Origin of the sequence: Neorhizobium sp. NCHU2750 (genome assembly GCF_003597675.1) — a bacterium.
Taxonomy (GTDB): Bacteria; Pseudomonadota; Alphaproteobacteria; order Rhizobiales; family Rhizobiaceae; genus Neorhizobium.
In genome coordinates this window covers 2,509,625-2,531,300 of the sequence record NZ_CP030827.1, presented here as the reverse complement: position 1 = coordinate 2,531,300, position 21,676 = coordinate 2,509,625, and the positions used below count along the sequence as shown (strand labels likewise).

Here is a 21,676-nt window from a genome sequence, read left to right as displayed (position 1 = left end):
TTTGCGCGATAACGGGAGAAGACCCATGACACGTGCTGACTACAGACTGCAGATCATTCGCGAATTCGACGTTCCGGCCGAGAAGCTGTTTACGGTATGGACGACGCCGGAGCGGTTCGGGGAGTGGTTCTGCCCGCTGCCGTGGAAGGTGACGGAGGCGCGGGCCGACCTTCGTCCCGGCGGCGAGAGCTTTGTGCTGATGGAAGGACCGGAGGGGGAGAAGGTGCCCAATCCGGGCGTCTATCTGGAGATCGTGCCGGGGCGGAAGATCGTCTTCACCGATGCCTATACGGTCGGCTGGGTGCCGTCGGAAAAGCCGTTCATGACCGGCATTGTCGAATTCGAGGATCTCGGCGGCGGGCGCTCGCGCTATACGGCAAGTGCGGTCCACTGGACGGAAGAAGACATGGAGGCGCATCGGCAGATGGGCTTCGAAGAGGGCTGGGGCATTGTCGCCGGGCAAATGGCCAGGGTGGCGGAGACGATCTGATTTTATCTTGCCCCGCCAAGGGGCTGGCGGGGCAGGCTCAGATGGCGATTCATCCTGTGGCGGGCCGTCTGGATCAGATCTCCTCGATCCGCCGCTCCTCTTCCGGCAGGACGGAAAGCTCGCGCCAGTCGATTTCCTCGAGGAAGAGATTGTATTCGTCGACGGTGAGCCGATTGTCCTCGCGCAATTCCTCCAGGGCTTTCCGCTGGGCATCGATCGCCTCAAGCGCCAGCCTGCGATAGTTCGACAGTGCCGCGGCACCCTCGTCATGCAGGCTGCCGTGTTTTTCGAGCTTGAAATTGTTGCGCAGCAGCTCGGCCTCGGGGCCTTCGGCATGTTCGAGCTTCATGAAGCCCGCTCTTGCGATATGAGCGCGGATGGCGACCTGTTCGCGCAGGCCTTCGTCTCCCCGATCGAGACCGAGAAAGCGGATCAGCGGCACCAGCGTCAAGCCCTGCGCGACGAGGGTTGCCAGCACGACGGCGAAGGCCGCGAGCACGACCATGTCACGCTGAGGGAAATCGGCGGGGAGGGCAAAGGCGGTGGCCAGCGTGACGAGGCCGCGCATGCCGCACCATCCGGCAAGGATGGCCTGCTTGATGGTCGCCGGTTCCGGGCGGCCGGCGCGGCGGGCGAACCAGGCATGGACGCGGTTGAAGCCGATGCAGACGACGAGCCTGACGACGATGACGCTCAGGACGACGAGGCCGGCGAAGGTGATCGCCTCGCCGAGATGCCCCGGTGCCATGTCGAACAAGATGGCGCGGGCCTGCATGCCCATCAGCAGGAAGGCCATGACGTTCAGGACGAAGACGGCGACGCTCCAGACGGCGTAGGACTGGACCCGCATGCGCGCCGAGGAGCGCGCCTCCGACATCTGCGCCAGCGTCATGCCGCAGCAGACGACGGCCAGCACGGCCGACAGATGCAGGCGGGTGGCGAGGATCCAGAGCAGGAACGTCTGGGCGAACTGCATGACATTGCCGCCGAGCGTGCCGCTGACCGATTGCGTCAGCCGGCGGACAATTCTTGCGGCAACGATGCCGAACAGGATGCCGCCGGGCACGGCAAGCCCCAGATGCAGGCCGACCTGCCAGTCGAGATGTCCGGCCGACTGCACGGCGAGGGCTGCATCGAAGATCAGCAGCGCCGCGGCATCGTTGAACAGGCTTTCGCCGCGCAGGATCGTGTCGGTTTCGCGCGGGATCGCCATGGTCGACAGCATGGCGGTGGCGGCTGCGGCATCCGGCGGCGCGACGATCGCGCCGAGCACGACGGCGGCGGCCACCGGCAGTCCGATATAGGCCCAGCCAACCCAGGCGACGATTGCCGAGGTGACGACGACGCCGCCGATGGCGAAGACGACGAGCGGCAGCCAGAAGCGCTTGGCCATGCCGAGCGGGAAGTCGAAGGCGGCATCGAGAAGGGCGGGGGCGATGAAGAGAGCAAGCGCTGTCGCCGGATCGAGATTGATGACCGGCGCGCCGGGGATGAGGACTGCGGCCGCACCGGCCAGCGCCAGCATGGACGGGTAGGGGACGCGAAGCCGTCTCGACAGCTGCAGCAGCACGATCGCCACCAGGATGAGAACGAGAAGGCTTTCGAAGAAACTCATGCTGCCTCTTGGACTGTATGGATGGGACTGTATGGGTGGGACTGCGCGGGTGGAATTATGCGGCCGGCATCTTGGGGATCGTTGCGCCGGCGATGACTCTCCGTGCGATCCTAGCGTCAGAGTTGGCATTTGTCAGGTCATGGACAGCCGCAAGCTGCGCTGCCATCGAGTTTGTCGAACGAAGAGTTCGATAGAATGGGGTTTGCGCGCCGATCGGCGGATCTCTATCTGAGAGGCCGAACATTCCCGCCTTGCATTTCCACCCTTTTCGGCGCGCTGCCGCATTTGAGGATCGTCCACCATGGAACTCGGCCTGCACACATTCGGCGATATGGACCCCGACGCCGCAAACAAGGGCGCGGAGGCGCATCGGCGGCTCACCAACCTGCTTGAGGAAATCAAGCTTGCCGACGAGGTGGGGCTCGACGTGTTCGGGCTCGGCGAGCATCACCGGCCCGATTATGCGATCTCGTCGCCCTCGACCGTGCTTGCGGCGGCGGCGGCGATCACCAAAAGGATCCGGCTCACCAGTTCCGTCACGGTTTTGAGTTCCGACGATCCGGTACGGATATTTCAGCAGTTTTCCACCGTCGACCTGATTTCCGGCGGCCGGGCGGAGATCATGGCGGGGCGGGGATCGTTCATCGAATCCTTCCCGCTGTTCGGTCACGATCTCGGCGATTACGACGAGCTCTTCACCGAACATCTCGACCTGCTTCTCAAGCTTCGCGATGAGGAAATCGTGACATGGAGCGGCAAGATGCGGCCGTCGATCAACGGGCGCGGGGTCTATCCGCGGCCGCTGCAGAGCCCGCTGCCGGTGTGGATCGCCGTCGGCGGCACGCCGCAATCGGTCATACGCGCCGGGTCGCTGGGGCTGCCGCTGGCGATCGCCATCATCGGCGGGGAATATCCGCGTTTCAAGCCGTTTGCCGATCTCTATCGCGAGGCGGGCGAGAATGCCGGCCACGATCCGGCGATGCTCAAGACCAGCATCAACGTGCACGGTTTCATCGCCGATACGACGCAAGCCGCCGCCGACCAGTTCTACGGGCCGCAATCGGCGGTGATGAACCGGCTGGGGCGCGAGCGCGGCTGGGGACCGACCAGCCGGGCGCATTTCGACCAGGCCCGCGGGCCGCTCGGCAATCTCTTCGTCGGAGAGCCGGAACTGGTGGCGGAGAAGATCATTGCCGCCCACAGGGTGTTCAGGATGGACCGGCTGTTGCTGCAGATGGCGATCGGGTTGATGCCGCATGGTGAGATCATGCGCGGCATCGAACTCTACGGCACGAAGGTTGCCCCGATCGTCAGAAAGGAATTGACCGGATCGACTGAGAGGGCCACACCGCAGGCTGAATAAAAAGACAGGACAAGGACAGGATCCCCCATGGTCATTTCCAGTGAAGACGAACTCGACAAGCTGAAAGTCATCGGCAGGCTCTGCGCTCAGGCGATGGAGACGATGGCGAAGGCGCTGGAGCCGGGGATCACCACCAAGGAACTGGACGATATCGGCCGCAAATTCCTCGAGGATAACGGGGCGCAGTCGGCGCCGGAGACCTGCTACCAGTTTCCGGGCGCGACCTGCATCAGCGTCAACGAGGAAGTGGCGCATGGCATTCCCGGCGGGCGGGTGATCAAGGCGGGCGATCTCGTCAATATCGACGTCTCGGCGGTCAAGGACGGTTTTTTCGGCGATTGCGGTTCGTCCTATGCGGTGCCGCCGGTGCGCCGCGAGATCGAGAAACTGTGCCGTGACGGCAAGCGGGCGCTATGGACCGGGTTGCAGCAGGTCAAGGCCGGCAACAGCATTGCCGGTATCGGCAATGCGATCGGCGCCTTCGCCAAGAAGAACCGCTATACGCTGATCACCAATCTTTCGAGCCACGGCATCGGGCTGACCCTGCATGACGAGCCGAAGGAAATTCCGACCTGGCCGGAAAAGGGCGAGCGGCGGATCATGGAAGAGGGGCTCGTCTTCACCATCGAGCCATTCCTGTCGATGGGCGGCACCTGGGCGGAAGACGGCGACAACGACGACCCGTGGACGCTCTACAGCGACCCGAGCGCACCGACCGTGCAATACGAACACACGCTTGTGGCGACCCGCAACGGGCCGCTTATTCTCACGCTCGGCAATTGATGTGAACACAGCCTCCGCAGCGGCGCGTCCATGGCGGACGCCGCAGCGGGCCGACTGGTGATTTTGGAATTATCGGACGCAGTTTTCGGTGCGTTTGGCGGCTTCGATGGCGCAGTAGAATGCGCTGGCGCGCTCTTCGCCGAGATGGTCGAGCGCACGGCGTGCATGCACGCGGGCAGCGCTTTCCATCAGCTGGGCGAAAGCCGCATGGCCAATCAGGTCCGCCTGGCGCAATTGCGCGATCAGCGGATCAACCAGGACTTCGGATACGGTCAGGTCACGTTCCATTTTTTGCGCCTCCCGTCTTGTTTGGGCACGGATGGGATCATGACCATCATTCGTGTCAACAACAAGACAAATGTATCGTTGCAATGCGTCAATTCGGTGTCGCAGTGCTTTCTGAGCGGAATTGTCCAAATTTGACGGCTGCCAAATTTCCATAGCCCCGGAAAACTTCATAGCCGCTATGAAAAATGCTGATTTGTCCTATGGCCGATGCGCTGCCATAAGCCTCTCATGGACATGACCCCACGTTACGATCTTCGCCTTGTCGGCCTTGCCGGCACGATCACGCTTGCTGCCGCCATGGGCTTCGGCCGGTTCTTCTATACGCCGGTTCTGCCGGGCATGATTGCCGGCATTCCGCTTTCGTCCGCCAATGCGGGTTATATCGCGGCCGGCAATTTCGCCGGATATCTCGCCGGTGCCATTCTGGCCGGCCAGGGCTGGGCGGCGGGCCGCGAGCGGATGATCGCGCTCTGTGCGCTCGTCTCGACCAGCGTGCTTCTGGCGGCGATGGCGGTCACGACCTCTGTGCCGGCCTTCGTCGTCATCCGTTTCCTGGCGGGGCTTGCGAGCGCGCTGGCGCTTATCCTGACATCGTCGATCGTGCTGCCCTTCGCCCGCGAGGCCGGCAGTCGGGGGCATGTGGTCAATTTCCTGCATTTCGGCGGTGTCGGCGTCGGGATCGCGCTGTCTTCGGCGCTGGCCTTCATCGTCAACACGCTTGCGGGAGATGCCGCGCATGGCTGGCGGATCGACTGGCTGGCCGGCGCGGTCATTACGATGGCTGCGGCATTTGCCGTCATGCGGCTTCTGCCGCGTCCGCATGCAACGGCGGTGCGCCGGGCCGAGCCACCGCTTCAATGGCGGCTGCCGCTGACGCTGCTGACGGCCTCCTATGGGCTGTTCGGTTTCGGCTACGTGATCACCGCGACATTCCTTGTGACGATCGCCCGGCAGGGCGATGCGGGGCCAGTGGTCGAGTTTCTCGCCTGGTTCCTCACCGGCACGGCGGCTGCCGTCTCGCTGGTGCTGTGGCATCCGGCGGCGGTCCGGGCCGGCATTGCCAGATCCTATGTCGCCTCGCTGGTGCTGCTTGCGATCGGCGTGGTCGCCTCGGTGCTTCTGCCGTCGACGGCCGGTGCGCTGACCGGCGGCCTTCTGCTCGGCGCCACCTTCATGGTGATCACCGCCTATGGACTGCAGCTCGGCGGCAAGCTTGCGCCTGAAAGCCCGCGCCGGGCGCTGTCATCGATGACGGCGGCCTTCGGTGTCGGCCAGATCGCGGGGCCTCTGGTGGCCGGCTGGGCGGCGGAAAAAAGCGGCAGTTTCACCCTGCCGACCCTGATCGCCACTTGTGTGCTGGCCGTCGCCGTGGTGCTTGCGGCAATCGTGGTGCGCCGGGTGGATTGAGCAGCCGGCAGCGTTTATCAGCGGTTACAAATAGGTAAGAAAACGGCACAGCCATTGCCGCATCCACGCGATTGCCATAATTTCGCGCCCTAACACCGCACCCCGCAGCTTAACGCAGCACCCCCGCAGACTGAAACTCAGGAAAGCTCAAGCTCCGTGTTCCATTCCTTCTTCCCCCGCCCGAAACTGTTCTTCATTTCAGCGGCCGTCTGGTCGGTCGTGACGATCCTCGCCTGGTATTTCATCTTTGCCGGGATCGGCGACAAAGCCGGCTTTGTCATGCCGGAACAGGAACCGTATGACCTGAGCTATTTCCTCGTCCCGGCCAATCTCTACTTCTACGCCTATTTCGTCATCTGCCTGCTGCTGTTCGGTGCGGTCTGGTCGTTTCTGGCCAAGAATAATAGCTGGATCGCATGGTCCGTCTGGGGCTCGCTGCTGATCATTGCCGTGACCTATTTCAGCGTCCAGATTTCGGTCATCCTCAACAACTGGCGCCGGCCGTTCTTCGACCTGATGCAGAATGCGCTCGCCAAGAAGCCGGGTATCACCGATACCGATTTCTATACGCTGATGCTGATCTTCGCGCAGATAGCCTTCCTGTCGATGTTCGTGTCGATCCTGACCGATTTCTTCACCAGCCACTATATTTTCCGTTGGCGCACGGCGATGAACAATTTCTACACGGCCAACTGGGAGCGGCTGCGCCATATCGAAGGTGCATCGCAGCGCGTGCAGGAAGACACGATGCGGTTTTCCTCGACGCTGGAAACGCTCGGTATCTCGCTCATCAACTCGGTCATGACGCTCGTCGTCTTCCTGCCGATCCTGCTCGGCCTGTCGAGCTATGTCACGGAAATCCCGATCATCGGCGCCTTGCCGCATGCCTTGTTCTGGATGGCGATCTTCTGGTCGATCTTCGGGACGCTGCTTCTGGCGCTCGCCGGTATCAAGCTGCCGGGCCTCAATTTCCGCAACCAGCGGGTCGAGGCCGCCTACCGCAAGGAACTCGTCTATGGCGAGGACAACGAGAACCGCGCACAGCCGGTCACGGTCAAGGAACTGTTCGCCAACGTGCGGAAAAACTATTTCCGCATGTACTGGCACTATCTCTATTTCAACGTCGCCCGCTACGCCTATCTGCAGGCCGATGCGCTGTTCCTGATCTTCCTGCTGATCCCGACGATTGTCGCCGCCAAGATCACCCTCGGTATCTGGCAGCAGATCTCGACGGCCTTCGGTCAGGTCTCAAGCTCACTGCAATACCTGATCAGCTCCTGGACGACGATCATCGAGCTTCTGTCGATCCACAAGCGTCTCAAGGCCTTCGAGGCGGCGATCGATGGCGGGCCGCTGCCGGAAATCGACCAGCATTATCTGGAGCGCGAGGCTCAGGGCGGGGAGATGGCGGCGAACAAGCCGACCTGATCCGGTCTTTCAATAAGCAAGCAGTTTGGGCCGCGCCGGGTTGTCAATCCGGCGCGGTTTTGCGTTTCGGGATTGCCGCTTCAGCCTAAAGGTCGAAGAAAGGCCGTTGCGGTTTGCCCCGTGGGAAGAGGGCAGGCGGGTATCGGTATGCGATGGGTGGTTCAGGTTTTGCCTGCCCCGGCCTTTCTGCTTCGGTCTTGTCGCGGACTTGTCAGGTCCCCGAGAGCCTCTGCAGCCATGCCATCACCGGAACCGAGCCTGAACCCGAGGAGGTCTGCCGGTTCTAGAAGCCGGTTTCCCATCCGATGACGGTCTGATTATGCGGGCAAGCGGGAATGGCGGGGATGAAGCGGGACGGGAAAATCGCACAAGATCTTGAACCGGAAAGGATCTTTTTTGGTGATCCGGCTTGCGTTTGCCGTTCAGGCAGCAGCGGTGGGCGCGCGCAGGCGGGCGATGAGGCGGTTGGCGATAAGGCCGCAGAGGCAACCGATCGCCGCGCCGCCAGCCTTGACCGCGGCATCTTCCAGACGGGCATGGCGGGTGGGGGAGAGATATTGCAGGAGTTCGATACCGGCTGCGCCCAAAATGAGCAGGGCGGCGCAGAGCATCCACTGACGCGGATAGGCAAGCACGAAGAGCAGGGCCATGACGCCGAAGGCCCCGGCGCGATCCACATCGACGGCGGCAAAATCATGCGGCCTCATGCGGATCGGCGAAACGGTGACGAAGATGATGGCGGCGAGTGCCAGCCAGGGGAGAACCCGGAAGAGACGGCTTGTCATGGAATTGTCATAGCGTGACTGGAAGACGGCTGGAAGCATGAACGGCAAACGCCCTTAACTCAGATGATAAATACCGCGTGAGCGGCGAGGGGATGGCGGCCCTTGACCCTAATCGCCTAACCGGCGGAGTTGACGGGGGCGGCACTGCCGGCCCCCTGATGCGGGCGGTGGTCGTCGAGCATGCGGATCGCCTCGGAATAGCTGACGCAGGCGACATCGGCGCGGTTGCAGACGTCGGAGGCGAGGCGTTCCATCGCCCGCCAATAGGCGCCCGAATTCATCTCGACGAAATGCAGGCCGATCTGCAGGGGAATGCGATCGCCGTCATATTGCCTGTCGAAGGCGGCCTTGAAGGCGGAATAGGCGCGTTCCTCGAATTGCGCGGATTGTTCCGGTTTTTCGACGGCGCCGGAATGGCGGACATAGAGATTGTAGTCCATGGCGATGATCTGTTTCTGCTGCGGCCCCTCGGGGATCAGCGGCAGGCCGAAGCGGATCATGCCGTCCTTGTGCTCAGGCATCATCGGCCCCTTGGTGACGAGGCTCGCATCATAGGTGAAGCCGGCCTTCTTCTCCGCCTCGATCATGCCGTCGCTGGTGGAAAAATAAGGCGCGCGAAAACCGTGGATGTCGTGGGCAACGAAGTCGCGCCAGCCTTGCGGCTCGTCCGCGCCGGCGCCGATCGCCGTCCAGGCATTGGTGAGGATATCGCGGAAGCTGGTCAGTTCCTGCGTCCATTCGGCGGCGGTCCAGTCCTTGCCGTCGAAATGGCCGCAGGTATGGCTCGATATGTCATTGCCTTCCAGATGCGCCTGCCAGATATGGCCGAGCCTCTCCTTCGCTTCCGGCACATCCTTGGCAAAGCCGATATTGGAACGGCCGGGCTTCTTGCCGGGGCCCTGGTAGCGGGCGGCATCGGCATGCGGGATGACCAGCGAACAGGAGAGGAAGTAGGTGAAATGCGCGTGGTTGGCCTTGGCGAAGTCGCGGCTGCGCTGCCACAGTGCATTGGAGCCCGCGCCATCAAACGAGATCATCACCAGCTGCTTCGGCTTTGCCGGTGCGTCGTCGGCCAGCGCGGGAGCGGCAAGGCAGAATGTCGCCATGCAGGCGGCGGCAAGGCGCGAGGCACAGAGGGCGGCCCTGGGGGCGGCCCAGGGGCCAACTGCGGGACGCATGACGGGAGTGGCCGAGGGGACGGCGAGACGCATTACTTTTTCCTGATTCTTCATGACGTCTGCGCTCATGGACGCCGAATGCGGCGAAGCTTGGGAGAGGGGCTAAAAAGGCAGCAGGATCGCCTTGCCGGCGCACAAGGCGTAACAAGCATGTCATGAAATTGCCGGGGGGCCTTACATCCTTGGGAAAATAGGCTAGAAGGCGCTTTCTCATTCATTGGCGATCCCGTGGCCGGCAAGGCCTGCTGCAGGAGCCGCCCCGATTGGTCCTGACGAGGACCGGAGACTTCGATGGCGCATAACGACGACAGTTTTTTCCGTGAAGTGAACGAAGAGCTTCGCTCCGACCAGATGAAATATGTCTGGGCGCGCTACGGCAAGGTCGCGATCGGCGTGGCCGTTGTCATCGTGCTCGGCACCGCCGGATGGCGCGGCTACGAATACTGGAGCCACAGCAATTCGTCCAAGGCCGGCGACCAGTTCATCGCGGCGCTGCAGCTTGCGGCCGACGGCAAGAACGACGATGCGTTGAAGGCATTGGAGACGATCGAGAAGGACGGCTCGGGTTCCTATCCGGTGCTTGCCCAGTTCCGCGTCGCTTCCGTGCTGCAGGCCAAGGGCGACAGCGCGGGTGCTGTCTCGACCTATGACAAGATCGGCAAGGATGGCTCGGTGCCTGAGGCGCTGCGCGATCTCGCCAAGCTTCGCGCCGCATGGATCCTGATCGATACCGGCACCTATGAGCAGGTCGCGGCGCAGGCCGAGATCCTGTCGGCGCAGGGCCATGTCCTGTCCAATTCGGCACGCGAGGCTCTCGGCCTTTCGGCCTTCAAGGCCGGCAACATGAAGCAGGCGAAGGAATGGTTCCAGCAGATCGCCAATGACGGGCAGGCGCCGCGCAACGTTGCCAACCGTGCGCAGATCATGCTCGACAACATTACCGCATCCGGCAAGGCGCCTGACCCCGCCAAGGGATAAGGCCCGCAAAGAAATCAGCGCTCATCGCGGGTGCATGAGGGAAAAGGATATATGAGCTTCACCGTCGCCATCGTCGGCCGCCCGAATGTCGGCAAGTCCACGCTTTTCAACCGTCTGGTCGGAAAGAAGCTGGCGCTTGTCGACGATACGCCGGGTGTTACCCGCGACCGCCGTCCGGGCGATGCCAAGCTCATCGACCTGCGCTTCACCATCATCGATACGGCCGGTCTCGAAGAGGCCGGTGCCGATACGCTGGAAGGCCGCATGCGGGCCCAGACGGAAGCGGCGATCGATGAGGCCGACCTGACGCTGTTCGTCGTCGACGCCAAATCCGGCCTGACGCCGCTCGACAAGACCTTCGGCGAGCTTCTGCGCCGTTCCGGCAAGCCGGTGGTGCTGGTCGCCAACAAGTCGGAAGCCAAGGGCTCCGACGGCGGTTTCTACGACGCCTTCACGCTCGGCCTCGGCGAGCCGGTGCCGATCTCGGCCGAACACGGCCAGGGGATGATCGATCTTCGTGATGCGATCGTCGAGGCGATCGGCAAGGAACGCGCTTTTCCGGAAGACAGCGACGACTACGAGGCGGTAACCGATGTCGACGTCAGGGATTCGGTTCTCGGCGACGAGGCCGACGACGATGCGGAATACGATGAGACCAAGCCGCTCAGGGTCGCCATTATCGGCCGCCCGAATGCCGGCAAGTCGACGCTGATCAATCGCTTTCTCGGCGAGGACAGGCTGCTCACCGGCCCGGAAGCGGGCATTACCCGCGATTCGATCTCGGTCGAATGGGACTGGCGCGGCCGCACGATCAAGATGTTCGACACGGCCGGCATGCGCCGCAAGGCGCGGGTGACGGAAAAGCTCGAAAAGCTTTCGGTGGCCGATTCGCTGCGCTCCATCCGGTTTGCCGAGACGGTCGTGATCGTCTTCGACGCGACGATCCCGTTCGAAAAGCAGGACCTGCAGCTTGCCGATCTGGTGCTGCGCGAAGGCCGGGCCGCGGTGCTTGCCTTCAACAAATGGGACCTGATCGAGGATCCGCAGGCGTTTCTGACGGACCTGCGCGAAAAGACAGAGCGGCTTCTGCCGCAGGCGCGCGGCATCCGTGCGGTGCCGATTTCCGGCCAGACCGGCTACGGGCTCGACAAGCTGATGCAGGAAATCATCGCCACCGACCGGGTGTGGAACAAGCGCATCTCGACGGCGAAGCTCAACAAATGGCTTGAGGGCACGCAGGTACAGCATCCGCCACCGGCCGTTTCGGGCCGCCGCCTGAAGCTCAAATACATGACGCAAGTGAAGGCCCGCCCACCGGCCTTCATGGTGTCGTGCACGCGGCCCGACGCGCTGCCGGAAAGCTATATCCGCTACATGATCAACGGCTTGCGCGCCGATTTCCAGATGCCCGGCGTGCCGATCCGCATCCATTTCAAGGCGGGTGACAACCCGTTCGAGAACCGCAGGAAGAAGCGCTAATTTTGCGCTTCTCCACTTTTTTCGAATCGCGAGATTGCGCTATCTCCCTGATTTAACGCAGTTCCGGACGCAAAACCGCTACGCACTTTTGTTGGAACTGCTCAGTGCTTGCGGCTGCGTATGGCCCAGGCGCTTGCTTCGAGCGTGATCGAACCGTCGGCGGAGACGGGCAGGTCGGCCTGCAGCTTTTGCCGCAATCTCTCCCGTTCGGTGTCTCCAAGGCTTGCGCAATAGCCGGGGGCGGGGCCTGCGCCAAGCGTGAAGGGCTGCCAGAAATCGTCGAAATCCTGGAAGGCCGTGACGATCTCGATCTTCTTTGCCTCGGGTTTCGTCAGGCCCGCTGCCGTGGCGAGTTCGAGCAGTCCGTCGCCGGTGCAGAAGGGAAAACGGGTTTTCTCGTCAAGCTCGGCCGCTGTCGGATCGAGTGCTGTCGCTGCCGACCAGAAGGCCTGCAGCACGCCCATGCCGCCGCCCGGATAATCCCAGACATAAAAGCCGACCATGCCTTTCGGGCGGGTGACGCGCTGCATTTCCTGCAGAGCGAGCTTGGGGTCGGGGACGAAATTGAGAACGAGACCGGAGACGGCGATGTCGCGCGTATCGGCCATCATCGACAGCGCCTGGGCGTTGCCGGGGCGGAATTCGGCGCGCGGGTCCGGAATATCCAGGCGGGCCTTTTGCAGAAAGTTTTCGGACGGGTCGATGGCGATCACCGAGCGCGGTTCGGCATGGGCGACGATGGCCTCGGTCAGGGCGCCGGTGCCGCAGCCGACCTCCAGCCAGTCGAGATCGCTTCCCGGTTCCAGCCAATCGAGAAAGCGGGGCGCGACGCGCCTGCTCCAGCGGCCGATGAAGCGTTCATAGCCCTCGCCCGCGCGCCAGTCGTCATGACGGGATGCCTGTGTCACTTGAGCCATCCGAGCCTTGGCCGCAGATCCTTGCGGTATAATCAGGATACTCCCGGAGCGGACGGATGGAAATGTGCGATTTGGCTAATGCAGCTTTTGGTGAGTTTCGGCTGCCGCCCGGATTGCAATTGCCGACAGTCGGTGTTGAATTGCTACTCTGACTTGCGTGGTTGGGAGGCCTCGCGAGTCGGGCTTGGCGAAGGTTTTGCTTTGCCGCTTTGATCGGGAGGATCATCATGACAATCGTGGGTCTTATCGTGGCCATCTGTCTGGGTGTCGGCAGCGTCGTCTATTTTCGCCAGCGGGACCGTGACGGCGGCTGATCGTAGCCGCCGATGACGGGTGCCGGCTAAGGCGCCCCCAATCGGCGTGCCTCTGCGGCGTCATGCCTGCCGTTTTCCTCAGGCGGCGCTGGCCTTCTTGTCCAGTGCGGTCCTGAGGTCGGAGATTTCCTGGCGCAGGCGCTGCACCTCGTCGGAGGAGCAGCCGGTGGCGGCGATGATATTGCCGGGAATGCTTTCGGCCTTGCCCTTCATCGCCCGGCCCTGATCGGTCAGGCGAATGATGACCTGACGCTCATCCTTGCGGCTGCGGGCGCGGGTGATATAGCCTGCCGCCTCCAGCCGTTTCAAAAGCGGCGTCAGCGTGCTCGATTCCAGAAACAGCTTTTCGCCGATACTGCCCACCGTCTGCTCGTCTTCCTCCCACAGGGTGACGAGAACGAGAAACTGCGGGTAGGTGACGTCCATTTCCTCAAGTAGCGGCTTGTAGACACGGTTCATCGCGTGGTTTGCCGTATAAAGGGCAAAGCAGAGGAAGGTGTCGAGTTTCAGTTCGTCCTTCATCGTCGGTTCTCCCGTCTTCATCGGTGTTCATGCCGGGTCCCGTGACCCATGCATCGTTCCGAAACGCGTTAATTTATATCGCGCGATAAATAATCGCCACGAAGGTTTTTGCATGGCTGACCTGCGGGATATTTGTTTGTAAACGATTATATCGTGCGCGATATAAATTGTGTGGCCAGCAACGAGGCCGACACAATCTGAAAACCGGACGATCCCTAAGGAGACACGACCATGTCAAAGATCACCAACACAGTATCCGCCGCAGCGATTGCCGCTGCATCCGCCGTCATCCCGAGCCTTGCCAATGCCGGCGATGTGGTGCTGGAACCGAAGACACAGGCCTTCATCAATTCACTCGCCGGTGCGCCGCCGATCTACACGCTGTCGCCTGCCGATGCCCGCAACGTGTTGGCCAATGCACAGAAGGGCGACGTGAAGAAGCTTGCCGCCTTCGAGGAAAACAAGGTTCTTCCCATCGGCCCGACCGGATCCACCAAGATCCGTATCGTCAAGCCTGCTGGCGCCAAGGGCACGCTTCCCGTCATCATCTACGTTCATGGCGGCGGCTGGGTGCTGGGCGATGCCGATACGCATGACCGGCTCGTTCGCGAAATCGCCAATGGCGCACAGGCGGCCGTCGTCTTCGTCGATTACGAGCGCTCGCCGGAAGCCCGTTATCCGGTCGCCATCGAACAGGTATATGCCACCGCCAAGTATGTGACCGAGCATCCGAAGGAATTCGGCGTCGATGCCAGCCGGCTTGCCGTGGTCGGCGATAGCGTCGGGGGCAATATGGCAGCGGCCTTCACGCTGCTTGCCAAGGAACGCGGCGGCCCGAAGATCGACCAGCAGGTTCTGTTCTACCCCGTCACCGACGCCAATTTCGACACGGGTTCCTATAACCAGTTCGCCAATGGCCCGTGGCTGACGAAGGACGCGATGAAGTGGTTCTGGAACGCCTATCTTCCCGATGAAGCCAAGCGCCGCGAGCCGACCGCTTCGCCGCTGCAGGCCTCGATCGATCAGCTGAACGGCCTGCCGCCGGCCCTGATCATCGTCGATGAAAACGACGTGCTGCGCGACGAGGGCGAAGCCTATGGCCGCAAGCTGTCCCAGGCTGGCGTGCGCGTCACCTCGCTGCGCTACAACGGTACGATCCACGACTTCGTGCTTCTGAACGCGATCGCCGAAACACCGGCCGTGCGCAGCGCGATTTCGGTTGCCAATGCAACACTTCGGGATGCATTCAAGAAGTAAGTTTTTCACCCGAAATGACCGTCAAAGGCCCGGTGGTTTTCCGCCGGGCCTTTGCCCGTGGAGTTGCCTGGTTTGTGAAGTCGCTCGCGGTCGGCGCGGCTTCAGCTGGCCGAGAGGGCGCTGCCGGGCCGTGTTGCCGCCGTCTGGGCCGTCAGCACATTGCCGAGAAACTGTTTCGAGGCCTCTTCCCAGGTATAGCGTTTTGCCAGGCGACTGGCATCCTCGCGGCGGCAGCCGAGTGCCCGCAGGCAGGCTGTTCGCAGATCCTCGTCGAGCGCGCCGGCGCCCGAGCCTTCCTCGATGATATCGACCGGCCCCATGACCGGATAGGCAGCCACCGGTACGCCGCTTGCGAGCGCCTCAAGAATGGTGTTGCCGAATGTATCGGTCCTGGAGGGAAAGACGAAGACGTCCGCCTGCGCATAGGCGCGGGCAAGATCCTCTCCCGTCTTCATGCCGGTGAACAGCACGTCCGGATAGCGTTTCTGCAGGTCGGCGCGCGCCGGGCCATCGCCGATCACGACCTTGGAACCGGGGAGGTCGAGATCGAGAAAGGCCGGCAGGTTCTTTTCGACCGCGACACGGCCGACGGTCATGAAGATCGGGCGAGGCAGGTCGAAGGGGCGCTCTTCCATATGCATCGGGTGAAAGGCGGTCTGGTCTATGCCGCGGCTCCAGCGCAGGAGATTGTGGATGCCGATCTTAGACAGTTCCCGCTCGAGGCTTCCCGTCGCCACCATGCAGCCATTGCCGGCATTGTGGAACCAGCGGACGAAGGCCTGCATCCAGCGGATCGGCACCGGAAAGCGGGCGGCGACATATTCCGGGAACCGGGTGTGATAGCTGGTGGAGAAGGGCATGCCGTTCTTCAGGCACCAGCGGCGGGCAATGAGGCCGAGCGGGCCTTCGGTGGCAATATGCACCGCCGTCGGCATGGTCTTCTCGATGGCCGAGGCGACCTGGGCGAAGGTCGTCACCGAAAGCCGGATTTCCGGATAGGTGGGGCAGGGGATATTGGCAAAATCCTTCGGCGTGACCATGAACACCTCGACGCCCATGCGGGTGAGCTCGCGGTTGGTGTTCTCGATCGAACGGACGACACCGTTCACCTGCGGGTACCAGGCATCCGTCACGATGGTTATTCTGGTCATCCGGCCGCCCGTGCCCCGTTGCCGATGTCGAGCCGAATCTGCCCGGCCCAACGTTCCAGACCTCTATCCTGAAAGTATATGACAGGAGAATGAAACGCCCCATGGATGCAGCGGGCCGGCAGAACCGTCTGCCTTGGAGTGCGAGACAAGGCGCGGTCGCAAGTGCCGCAGTAAGCCCGGCAAACTTCTGATTTGCAGTGCAACAAGATAGTCTCTATCTATCACGCAGCCGAAGTTGTGAGTATGTGCCCTTGCCGTTGCGCCCTCTGAAAATTGCCGCCGTTCTCGTCGCTCCGATCGCCGCCCTCGGCATCTATATGGGCATCAACCAGATGATGGGGAATTTTCATGAAATGATCCCCGGCGAGCTTTACCGCTCGGCGCAGCCGGGTGATGCGGTGATCGACGAGGCGGCGCAGAAATATGGCGTCAAGACGATCATCAACCTGCGCAACGAAAAGCGTGGCGCGTGGTACGCGGAAGAGCAGGCATCGGCGGCGGAAAACGGTGTGACGCTGATCGACTTTCCACTGAGTGCCTCCAAGGTCGTGCCTATCGAGGAAAGCGAAGAGCTGGCCGAGATCATGCGCAAGGCGCAAAAGCCGATCCTCATCCATTGCGAACACGGCGCCAATCGCACAGGGCTCGCCTCGGCGATCTATGTCGGCGCCGTTGCCAAGCGCAGCGAACTGTTCTCCGAAATGCAGCTCTCGCCGATCTACGGCCACATCCCGATCCCCGGCATCGGCCGCTACGCCATGTACAAATCGTGGGACGAGTTCGAGGAAACGATCGGTTTCTGAGTGGGCTCGCGTGGCAGCAGAATTGTAACTGCCGACACGAGAAAGGCCGCCTGTGCGCAGGATGCGGCGGGCGGGCCGCCGCATGGGATATGCGAACTTACTTCGGCAGAAGATCCGGGCTGATCAGGGCGCCGTGGTGGCAGATGACACGGGCGGCGACTGCCGCGCCATGGGCTGCCGCCTCGGCCGGCGTGCCGCCTTCGACGAGCCTTGCGAGGAAGCCGCCGTTGAAGCTGTCGCCGGCGCTGGTCGTGTCGATCACCTTGTCGACCTTGACGGCAGGCACATGGATGACGGGCTCTGACCCGAAGGCGAGCGTCACACCGTCCGGGCCATTCTTGACCACGACGTTTTCAACGCCGAGCGCCTTGTAGCGGGCGACGGTGGCCTGCTCGTCCTTGTCGCCGAAATGAACCTTTTCGTCATCGAAGCTCGGCAGGGCGAGCGAGGAGGCGCGGGCGCCATCCTCGATCGTCTTCAGCATATATTCCTTGCTCGGCCACAGGCGCGGGCGGATATTGGGGTCGAAGACGACCATCTTGCCCATGGCCTTGGCGCGGCGGGCTTCCGACAGAAGTGTGTCGACGGCTTCCGGTGCCAAAATACCGAGGGTGATGCCGGAGAAATAGACGATATCGGCGCTTTCGATTGCGGCGCGCAGGTGATCGGCATCGTCGGCGAGCTTCTTTGCCGCAGCCGTGTCGCGCCAGTAGCTGAAGGTGCGCTCGCCATCCTTGAGCGTGATCAGGTAAAGGCCGGGTGTCTTGCCGGGAATGCGGATGACGAGGCTGGTGCCGATGCCGGCAGCATTCATCATCGACAGCATGTCGGACGACATCGGATCATCGCCGACGGCGGTGAAATAGTCGATCTGCCAGTCTGCCGGGAAACAGGCGCGGGCATACCAGGCCGTGTTGAACGTATCGCCTGCAAAGCCCTTGCGCAGCAGGCCTTCGCCCGCCTGCGACAGTTCCACCATGCATTCGCCGATCGAAAGAAGCTTACCCGCCAAAATTCCATCCCTCCGGAAAAGTCCTGTCGTCGCATAAGCTTTACGATCGTGTCTGACAAGCCCGTGTAGGGGGCTCAATACGCGTTGTCTTTTGTCGCAGGGGCTCTAGGTTGGGGTTCTGGGCCGGGATTGGAACATTTGTGAAAGAGGAGCAGCGAGGCATGGCGACGGAAATGCAGGTGGCGTCGACGGGTAAGGCTGGTGCGGACTGGTGGCGCGGCGCGGTGATCTACCAGATCTATCCGCGCTCCTTCCAGGACACGACCGGTGACGGGCTGGGCGATATCAAAGGGATCACCCAGCGTCTCGCGCATGTCGCCTCGCTCGGCGTCGACGCGATCTGGCTGTCGCCCTTCTTCACCTCTCCGATGGCCGACATGGGCTATGACGTCTCCGACTATTGCAATGTTGACCCGATGTTCGGCACGCTTGCCGATTTCGACGAGATGATGGAGGAAGCGCACCGGCTGGGCCTGAAAGTCATCATCGACCAGGTGATCTCGCACACGTCCGACCGGCATCCATGGTTTGTCGAAAGCCGCACCAGCCGCACCAATCCCAAGGCCGACTGGTTCGTCTGGGCCGATCCCAAGCCGGATGGCACGGCGCCGACCAACTGGCTCTCCATCTTCGGCGGGCCGGGCTGGGAATGGGACGGCGTGCGCAAGCAATATTACATGCACAATTTCCTGATTTCGCAGCCGGACCTCAACTTCCACAATCCGGAGGTTCAGGATGCGATGCTGGATACCGTGAAGTTCTGGCTGGAGCGCGGCGTCGACGGGTTCCGGCTCGATACGGTGAACTACTATTTCCACGACAAGCAGCTTCGGAACAACCCGCCGATGGTCTATGATACCGACGGCGCGGGCATGGAGACGGATACCAATCCGTATTCGATGCAGAACCATCTCTATGACAAGACGCAGCCGGAAAATATCGGCTTCCTGAAGCGTTTTCGCGCTCTGCTCGACAGCTATGACGATCGTGCTTCGGTCGGTGAAGTGGGCGACGGGCCGCGCTCGCTCAACACGCTGGCGCTCTATACGACCGGCAATGACAAGCTGCATATGTGCTACACGTTCGACCTTCTCGGGCCGGCCTTTTCCGCCTCCTATATCCGCAAGGTGATGCAGACCGTGCTGGACACGGTGGTGAACGGCTGGGTGTGCTGGGCGTTTTCCAACCATGACGTGATCCGCCACGTGACGCGCTTCATCGAGGATCCGGCCGAGCAGGACCGGGTGGCGAAGCTTTCCGCCTCGATCATCGCCACGCTGCGCGGCTCGATCTGCCTCTATCAGGGCGAGGAACTGGGGCTGACGGAAGCGGAACTTTCCTTCGAGGACCTGCGCGACCCCTATGGCATCCGCTTCTGGCCGGCCTTCAAGGGCCGCGACGGATGCCGCACGCCGATGGTGTGGGAGGCAAAGGCCCCGCATGCCGGATTCACCGACGGTTTGTCGACATGGCTGCCGGTGCCGCCCGAACATGCCGCGCGCGCCGTCGATGCGCAGGAGAGGCTTTCGGATTCGGTTCTGGCGCATTACCGGGCGACGCTCCAGTTCCGCAAGAGCCACCCCTCGCTCGTCGATGGCGACATGACCTTCGTCGAGACCAACCAGGACCTGCTCGCCTTCCTGCGCGAGAAGGGCGGCGAGAGACTGCTGTTCGTCTTCAACATGACGCGCGAGACGCAGAAGTTCACCATTCCGGCCCGCTTCGGATCGGTGATGCCGGTGGACATGCCGGGCTATGTGTCGAAGCTTGAAAACGGTGTTGTGATGCTGGACGCGATCGACGTGTTTTGCGCGCGGGTGTGAGGGGCGTGGGCGGCGCTCAGCCGGTGCATTGGCGCATTTCTATATGCGAATTGCAAAGGCCAGATGGGGTGACGAGCGGAGCCCCATTCTCCCTCATTCCTGTGCTTGTCACAGGAATCCAGCAGCGCCGCGTCTGCGGCGCGAAAGGCTCTTGAACAGGCGCAGTAAGCTGTCATCCTTCAACCATGAAGGGATACGTTTACATTCTGGCTTCGAAGAGAAACGGCACGCTGTATATCGGCGTGACGCGTGATCTGGCTGGCCGCCTATTCGAACATCAGAATGAGCTCACCCCAGGGTTTACCTCTAAATACGGAGTGAAGACACTCGTCTGGTTCGAGGAATACGATCTTCTCGTCGATGCCATAACCCGCGAGAAGACGATGAAGAAATGGCCTCGCAAGTGGAAGCTCAATCTGATCGAGCAGATGAATCCGGAGTGGGATGACATTTCCAACTATCTCCATTCGATTTGAAGGTGTGGAGTCCTCTCGCCGTGCGGACGCACGGCGGCTGGATTCCTGTGACAGGCACAGGAATGAGGGAAGTTGGTGCTGGCGTGGTGCCACAAGCGAGCGGTTGTGCCAGAGGCGGCTATGATGGGGGCGTGACGAGGATGCGGTGTTGATAGTCATCCTCTGGCTTGTCCCGAGGACCTGACCACATCACCAGAACCGAGACGACAGCAGATCCTCGGGACAAGCCCGAGTATGACGTCGAAAGGATGCAGAAAAGGCCCGCGATCGCTCGCGGGCCTTTCGGCATCTCAGTCATCCGGCAATCGCCGCATCTCAGTCGAAATGCAGTTCGCGTTCGCCGTTTTCGTCGCGGATGCAGGTCTGCAGGCCGATCTTGTTGAGGATGTTGAGGAACGGGCGCGGGGCCAGTTCCTCGACATTGGCCATCTTCTTGACGTCCCATTCGCCGGTGGCGACGAGCATCGCTGCTGCGACAGGCGGAACGCCTGCGGTGTAGGAAATGCCCTGGGAGCCCACTTCGTTGAAGGCTTCCTTGTGGTCGGCGACGTTGTAGATGAACACCGTGCGTTCCTTGCCGTCCTTCACACCCTTGACGAAGTCGCCGATGCAGGTCCTGCCTTCGTATTCCGGGGCCAGCGACGACGGGTCGGGCAGGCAGGCCTTGACCACCTTGAGCGGCACGACTTCGGAACCGTCGGCAAGCTTGACCGGCTGTTCGGAGAGAAGGCCGATCGACTTCAGGACGGTGAAGACGTTGATATAGTGATCGCCAAAGCCCATCCAGAAGCGCACGTCGGCGCCGTCCATGTTTTTCGCCAGCGAATGTACTTCGTCATGGCCGCAGAGATAGGCGCGGCGGGTGCCGACGACCGGCAGGTCGTAGTCCTTGCCGATTTCGAACATCTTGTTGACGTTCCATTCGCCGCCCTGCCACGAGTAAACCACGCCCGTGAATTCGCGGAAGTTGATTTCCGGGTCGAAATTGGTGGCAAAATACTTGCCGTGGCTGCCGGCATTGATGTCGACGATATCGACGTCGGTGACCTTGTCGAGATATTCGTCCTTAGCGAGACGCGCATAGGCGTTGACGACGCCCGGATCGAAGCCGGCGCCGAGGATGGCGGTGATGCCCTTTTCGGCGCATTCGGCAGCGCGCTTCCACTCGTAGTTACCGTACCACGGCGGGGTCTCGCAGATCTTGTTCGGCTCTTCGTGGATCGCCGTGTCGATGTAAGCGACGCCGGTATCCATGCAGGCGCGCAGAACCGACATGTTCAAAAACGCGGTGCCGACATTGATGACGATCTGGCTGCCGGTCTTTTCGATCAGCGCCTTGGTGGCCTCGATATCCAGCGCATCGAGCGCATGGGCTTCGAGCACGCCCGGCTGTTTCATCGCCTTCTTCTCGTTCACCGAGGCGATGATGGCATCGCACTTGGCCTTGGTGCGCGAGGCGATATGGATGTCGCCGAGGACATCGTTGTTCTGGGCGCATTTATGCGCGACGACCTGCGCGACGCCGCCGGCGCCGATGATGAGCACGTTCTTCTTCATTCTGGGGACCACTCCTTGCGTCCAATCGTCAGAAAGCCTTGTCCTGTGGG

Annotated in this window: 20 protein-coding genes; 11 read left to right on the top strand and 9 right to left on the bottom strand. The window is 61.9% G+C overall.

What is annotated here, in order from left to right; all coding sequences use genetic code 11:
• Positions 1 to 25 precede the first annotated feature (25 nt).
• Complete coding sequence (locus NCHU2750_RS12325) at positions 26 to 490, top strand: SRPBCC family protein (protein WP_119940766.1); 465 nt, start codon at positions 26 to 28, stop codon at positions 488 to 490.
• Between the two features lie 73 nt (positions 491 to 563).
• On the opposite strand, the gene NCHU2750_RS12320 is transcribed toward NCHU2750_RS12325, so the two are convergent.
• Complete coding sequence (locus NCHU2750_RS12320) at positions 564 to 2,105, bottom strand: cation:proton antiporter (protein WP_119940765.1); 1,542 nt, start codon at positions 2,103 to 2,105, stop codon at positions 564 to 566.
• Positions 2,106 to 2,406: 301 nt separating this feature from the next.
• Here NCHU2750_RS12320 and NCHU2750_RS12310 point away from each other — a divergent pair, with 301 nt between their 5' ends.
• Both NCHU2750_RS12310 and map read left to right on the top strand, forming a co-directional pair.
• Positions 2,407 to 3,468: an LLM class flavin-dependent oxidoreductase gene (locus tag NCHU2750_RS12310; RefSeq protein ID WP_119940763.1), complete on the top strand. Its 1,062-nt coding sequence runs from the start codon at positions 2,407 to 2,409 to the stop codon at positions 3,466 to 3,468.
• 27 nt (positions 3,469 to 3,495) lie between these two features.
• The gene (gene map / locus NCHU2750_RS12305; RefSeq protein WP_119940762.1) at positions 3,496 to 4,251 is read left to right on the top strand and encodes a type I methionyl aminopeptidase; all 756 of its coding nucleotides are present in this window, start codon (positions 3,496 to 3,498) and stop codon (positions 4,249 to 4,251) included.
• A 69-nt stretch (positions 4,252 to 4,320) separates the two neighbouring features.
• Here map and NCHU2750_RS12300 read toward each other — a convergent pair whose 3' ends face one another.
• On the bottom strand, positions 4,321 to 4,539 hold the full coding sequence (locus tag NCHU2750_RS12300) for a hypothetical protein (RefSeq protein WP_119940761.1): 219 nt from the start codon (positions 4,537 to 4,539) through the stop codon (positions 4,321 to 4,323).
• A 228-nt stretch (positions 4,540 to 4,767) separates the two neighbouring features.
• On the opposite strand from NCHU2750_RS12300, the gene NCHU2750_RS12295 reads away from it, so the two are divergent.
• Both NCHU2750_RS12295 and sbmA read left to right on the top strand, forming a co-directional pair.
• Positions 4,768 to 5,946, top strand: coding sequence for a YbfB/YjiJ family MFS transporter (locus tag NCHU2750_RS12295; protein WP_245480237.1), 1,179 nt, complete (start codon positions 4,768 to 4,770; stop codon positions 5,944 to 5,946).
• A gap of 156 nt (positions 5,947 to 6,102) precedes the next feature.
• Complete coding sequence (sbmA, locus tag NCHU2750_RS12290; RefSeq protein ID WP_119940759.1) at positions 6,103 to 7,374, top strand: peptide antibiotic transporter SbmA; 1,272 nt, start codon at positions 6,103 to 6,105, stop codon at positions 7,372 to 7,374.
• Positions 7,375 to 7,796: 422 nt separating this feature from the next.
• Here the strand turns inward: sbmA and NCHU2750_RS12285 are convergent, their stop codons facing one another.
• Positions 7,797 to 8,159, bottom strand: a complete 363-nt coding sequence (locus NCHU2750_RS12285) for a VanZ family protein (RefSeq protein WP_119943292.1) — start codon at positions 8,157 to 8,159, stop codon at positions 7,797 to 7,799.
• Positions 8,160 to 8,275: 116 nt separating this feature from the next.
• The gene (locus NCHU2750_RS12280) at positions 8,276 to 9,265 is read right to left on the bottom strand and encodes a polysaccharide deacetylase family protein (protein ID WP_119943290.1); all 990 of its coding nucleotides are present in this window, start codon (positions 9,263 to 9,265) and stop codon (positions 8,276 to 8,278) included.
• A gap of 363 nt (positions 9,266 to 9,628) precedes the next feature.
• On the opposite strand from NCHU2750_RS12280, the gene NCHU2750_RS12275 reads away from it, so the two are divergent.
• Together NCHU2750_RS12275 and der are read left to right on the top strand one after the other, a co-directional pair.
• Positions 9,629 to 10,315: a tetratricopeptide repeat protein gene (locus tag NCHU2750_RS12275; RefSeq protein ID WP_119940758.1), complete on the top strand. Its 687-nt coding sequence runs from the start codon at positions 9,629 to 9,631 to the stop codon at positions 10,313 to 10,315.
• Between the two features lie 51 nt (positions 10,316 to 10,366).
• The gene (der, locus tag NCHU2750_RS12270) at positions 10,367 to 11,794 is read left to right on the top strand and encodes a ribosome biogenesis GTPase Der (RefSeq protein ID WP_119940757.1); all 1,428 of its coding nucleotides are present in this window, start codon (positions 10,367 to 10,369) and stop codon (positions 11,792 to 11,794) included.
• A 101-nt stretch (positions 11,795 to 11,895) separates the two neighbouring features.
• Here the strand turns inward: der and NCHU2750_RS12260 are convergent, their stop codons facing one another.
• Together NCHU2750_RS12260 and NCHU2750_RS12255 are read right to left on the bottom strand one after the other, a co-directional pair.
• Positions 11,896 to 12,702, bottom strand: a complete 807-nt coding sequence (locus NCHU2750_RS12260; RefSeq protein WP_119940755.1) for a class I SAM-dependent methyltransferase — start codon at positions 12,700 to 12,702, stop codon at positions 11,896 to 11,898.
• A 401-nt stretch (positions 12,703 to 13,103) separates the two neighbouring features.
• Positions 13,104 to 13,547: a MarR family winged helix-turn-helix transcriptional regulator gene (locus NCHU2750_RS12255; protein ID WP_119940754.1), complete on the bottom strand. Its 444-nt coding sequence runs from the start codon at positions 13,545 to 13,547 to the stop codon at positions 13,104 to 13,106.
• A 231-nt stretch (positions 13,548 to 13,778) separates the two neighbouring features.
• On the opposite strand from NCHU2750_RS12255, the gene NCHU2750_RS12250 reads away from it, so the two are divergent.
• Positions 13,779 to 14,804 (top strand): alpha/beta hydrolase, encoded by a 1,026-nt coding sequence (locus NCHU2750_RS12250; protein WP_119940753.1) that lies wholly within the window; start codon positions 13,779 to 13,781, stop codon positions 14,802 to 14,804.
• A 101-nt stretch (positions 14,805 to 14,905) separates the two neighbouring features.
• Here NCHU2750_RS12250 and NCHU2750_RS12245 read toward each other — a convergent pair whose 3' ends face one another.
• Positions 14,906 to 15,955, bottom strand: a complete 1,050-nt coding sequence (locus tag NCHU2750_RS12245) for a glycosyltransferase family 4 protein (protein WP_119940752.1) — start codon at positions 15,953 to 15,955, stop codon at positions 14,906 to 14,908.
• Between the two features lie 245 nt (positions 15,956 to 16,200).
• Between NCHU2750_RS12245 and NCHU2750_RS12240 the strand changes: the two genes are divergently transcribed.
• Positions 16,201 to 16,758: a dual specificity protein phosphatase family protein gene (locus NCHU2750_RS12240; protein WP_119940751.1), complete on the top strand. Its 558-nt coding sequence runs from the start codon at positions 16,201 to 16,203 to the stop codon at positions 16,756 to 16,758.
• A 97-nt stretch (positions 16,759 to 16,855) separates the two neighbouring features.
• Here NCHU2750_RS12240 and NCHU2750_RS12235 read toward each other — a convergent pair whose 3' ends face one another.
• The gene (locus tag NCHU2750_RS12235) at positions 16,856 to 17,770 is read right to left on the bottom strand and encodes a sugar kinase (RefSeq protein WP_119940750.1); all 915 of its coding nucleotides are present in this window, start codon (positions 17,768 to 17,770) and stop codon (positions 16,856 to 16,858) included.
• 161 nt (positions 17,771 to 17,931) lie between these two features.
• On the opposite strand from NCHU2750_RS12235, the gene bglA reads away from it, so the two are divergent.
• Positions 17,932 to 19,593 carry a beta-galactosidase BglA gene (gene bglA, locus NCHU2750_RS12230; RefSeq protein WP_245480236.1) on the top strand — a complete coding sequence of 554 codons (1,662 nt, stop codon included), beginning with the start codon at positions 17,932 to 17,934 and terminating at the stop codon, positions 19,591 to 19,593.
• Between the two features lie 185 nt (positions 19,594 to 19,778).
• Complete coding sequence (locus NCHU2750_RS12225; RefSeq protein WP_119940749.1) at positions 19,779 to 20,069, top strand: GIY-YIG nuclease family protein; 291 nt, start codon at positions 19,779 to 19,781, stop codon at positions 20,067 to 20,069.
• A gap of 315 nt (positions 20,070 to 20,384) precedes the next feature.
• On the opposite strand, the gene NCHU2750_RS12220 is transcribed toward NCHU2750_RS12225, so the two are convergent.
• Complete coding sequence (locus NCHU2750_RS12220; RefSeq protein WP_119940748.1) at positions 20,385 to 21,626, bottom strand: saccharopine dehydrogenase family protein; 1,242 nt, start codon at positions 21,624 to 21,626, stop codon at positions 20,385 to 20,387.
• Between the last annotated feature and the right edge of the window lie 50 nt (positions 21,627 to 21,676).

What these genes read in the sequence shown, in the direction of transcription:
- NCHU2750_RS12325 (WP_119940766.1), top strand. Translation starts at nt 26, where the DNA reads ATGACACGTGCTGACTACAGACTGCAGATCATTCGCGAATTCGACGTT.
- NCHU2750_RS12320 (WP_119940765.1), bottom strand. Translation starts at nt 2,105, where the DNA reads ATGAGTTTCTTCGAAAGCCTTCTCGTTCTCATCCTGGTGGCGATCGTG.
- NCHU2750_RS12310 (WP_119940763.1), top strand. Translation starts at nt 2,407, where the DNA reads ATGGAACTCGGCCTGCACACATTCGGCGATATGGACCCCGACGCCGCA.
- map (WP_119940762.1), top strand. Translation starts at nt 3,496, where the DNA reads ATGGTCATTTCCAGTGAAGACGAACTCGACAAGCTGAAAGTCATCGGC.
- NCHU2750_RS12300 (WP_119940761.1), bottom strand. Translation starts at nt 4,539, where the DNA reads ATGGAACGTGACCTGACCGTATCCGAAGTCCTGGTTGATCCGCTGATC.
- NCHU2750_RS12295 (WP_245480237.1), top strand. Translation starts at nt 4,768, where the DNA reads ATGGACATGACCCCACGTTACGATCTTCGCCTTGTCGGCCTTGCCGGC.
- NCHU2750_RS12285 (WP_119943292.1), bottom strand. Translation starts at nt 8,159, where the DNA reads ATGACAAGCCGTCTCTTCCGGGTTCTCCCCTGGCTGGCACTCGCCGCC.
- NCHU2750_RS12280 (WP_119943290.1), bottom strand. Translation starts at nt 9,265, where the DNA reads ATGGCGACATTCTGCCTTGCCGCTCCCGCGCTGGCCGACGACGCACCG.
- NCHU2750_RS12275 (WP_119940758.1), top strand. Translation starts at nt 9,629, where the DNA reads ATGGCGCATAACGACGACAGTTTTTTCCGTGAAGTGAACGAAGAGCTT.
- der (WP_119940757.1), top strand. Translation starts at nt 10,367, where the DNA reads ATGAGCTTCACCGTCGCCATCGTCGGCCGCCCGAATGTCGGCAAGTCC.
- NCHU2750_RS12255 (WP_119940754.1), bottom strand. Translation starts at nt 13,547, where the DNA reads ATGAAGGACGAACTGAAACTCGACACCTTCCTCTGCTTTGCCCTTTAT.
- NCHU2750_RS12250 (WP_119940753.1), top strand. Translation starts at nt 13,779, where the DNA reads ATGTCAAAGATCACCAACACAGTATCCGCCGCAGCGATTGCCGCTGCA.
- NCHU2750_RS12245 (WP_119940752.1), bottom strand. Translation starts at nt 15,955, where the DNA reads ATGACCAGAATAACCATCGTGACGGATGCCTGGTACCCGCAGGTGAAC.
- bglA (WP_245480236.1), top strand. Translation starts at nt 17,932, where the DNA reads ATGGCGACGGAAATGCAGGTGGCGTCGACGGGTAAGGCTGGTGCGGAC.
- NCHU2750_RS12225 (WP_119940749.1), top strand. Translation starts at nt 19,779, where the DNA reads ATGAAGGGATACGTTTACATTCTGGCTTCGAAGAGAAACGGCACGCTG.
- NCHU2750_RS12220 (WP_119940748.1), bottom strand. Translation starts at nt 21,626, where the DNA reads ATGAAGAAGAACGTGCTCATCATCGGCGCCGGCGGCGTCGCGCAGGTC.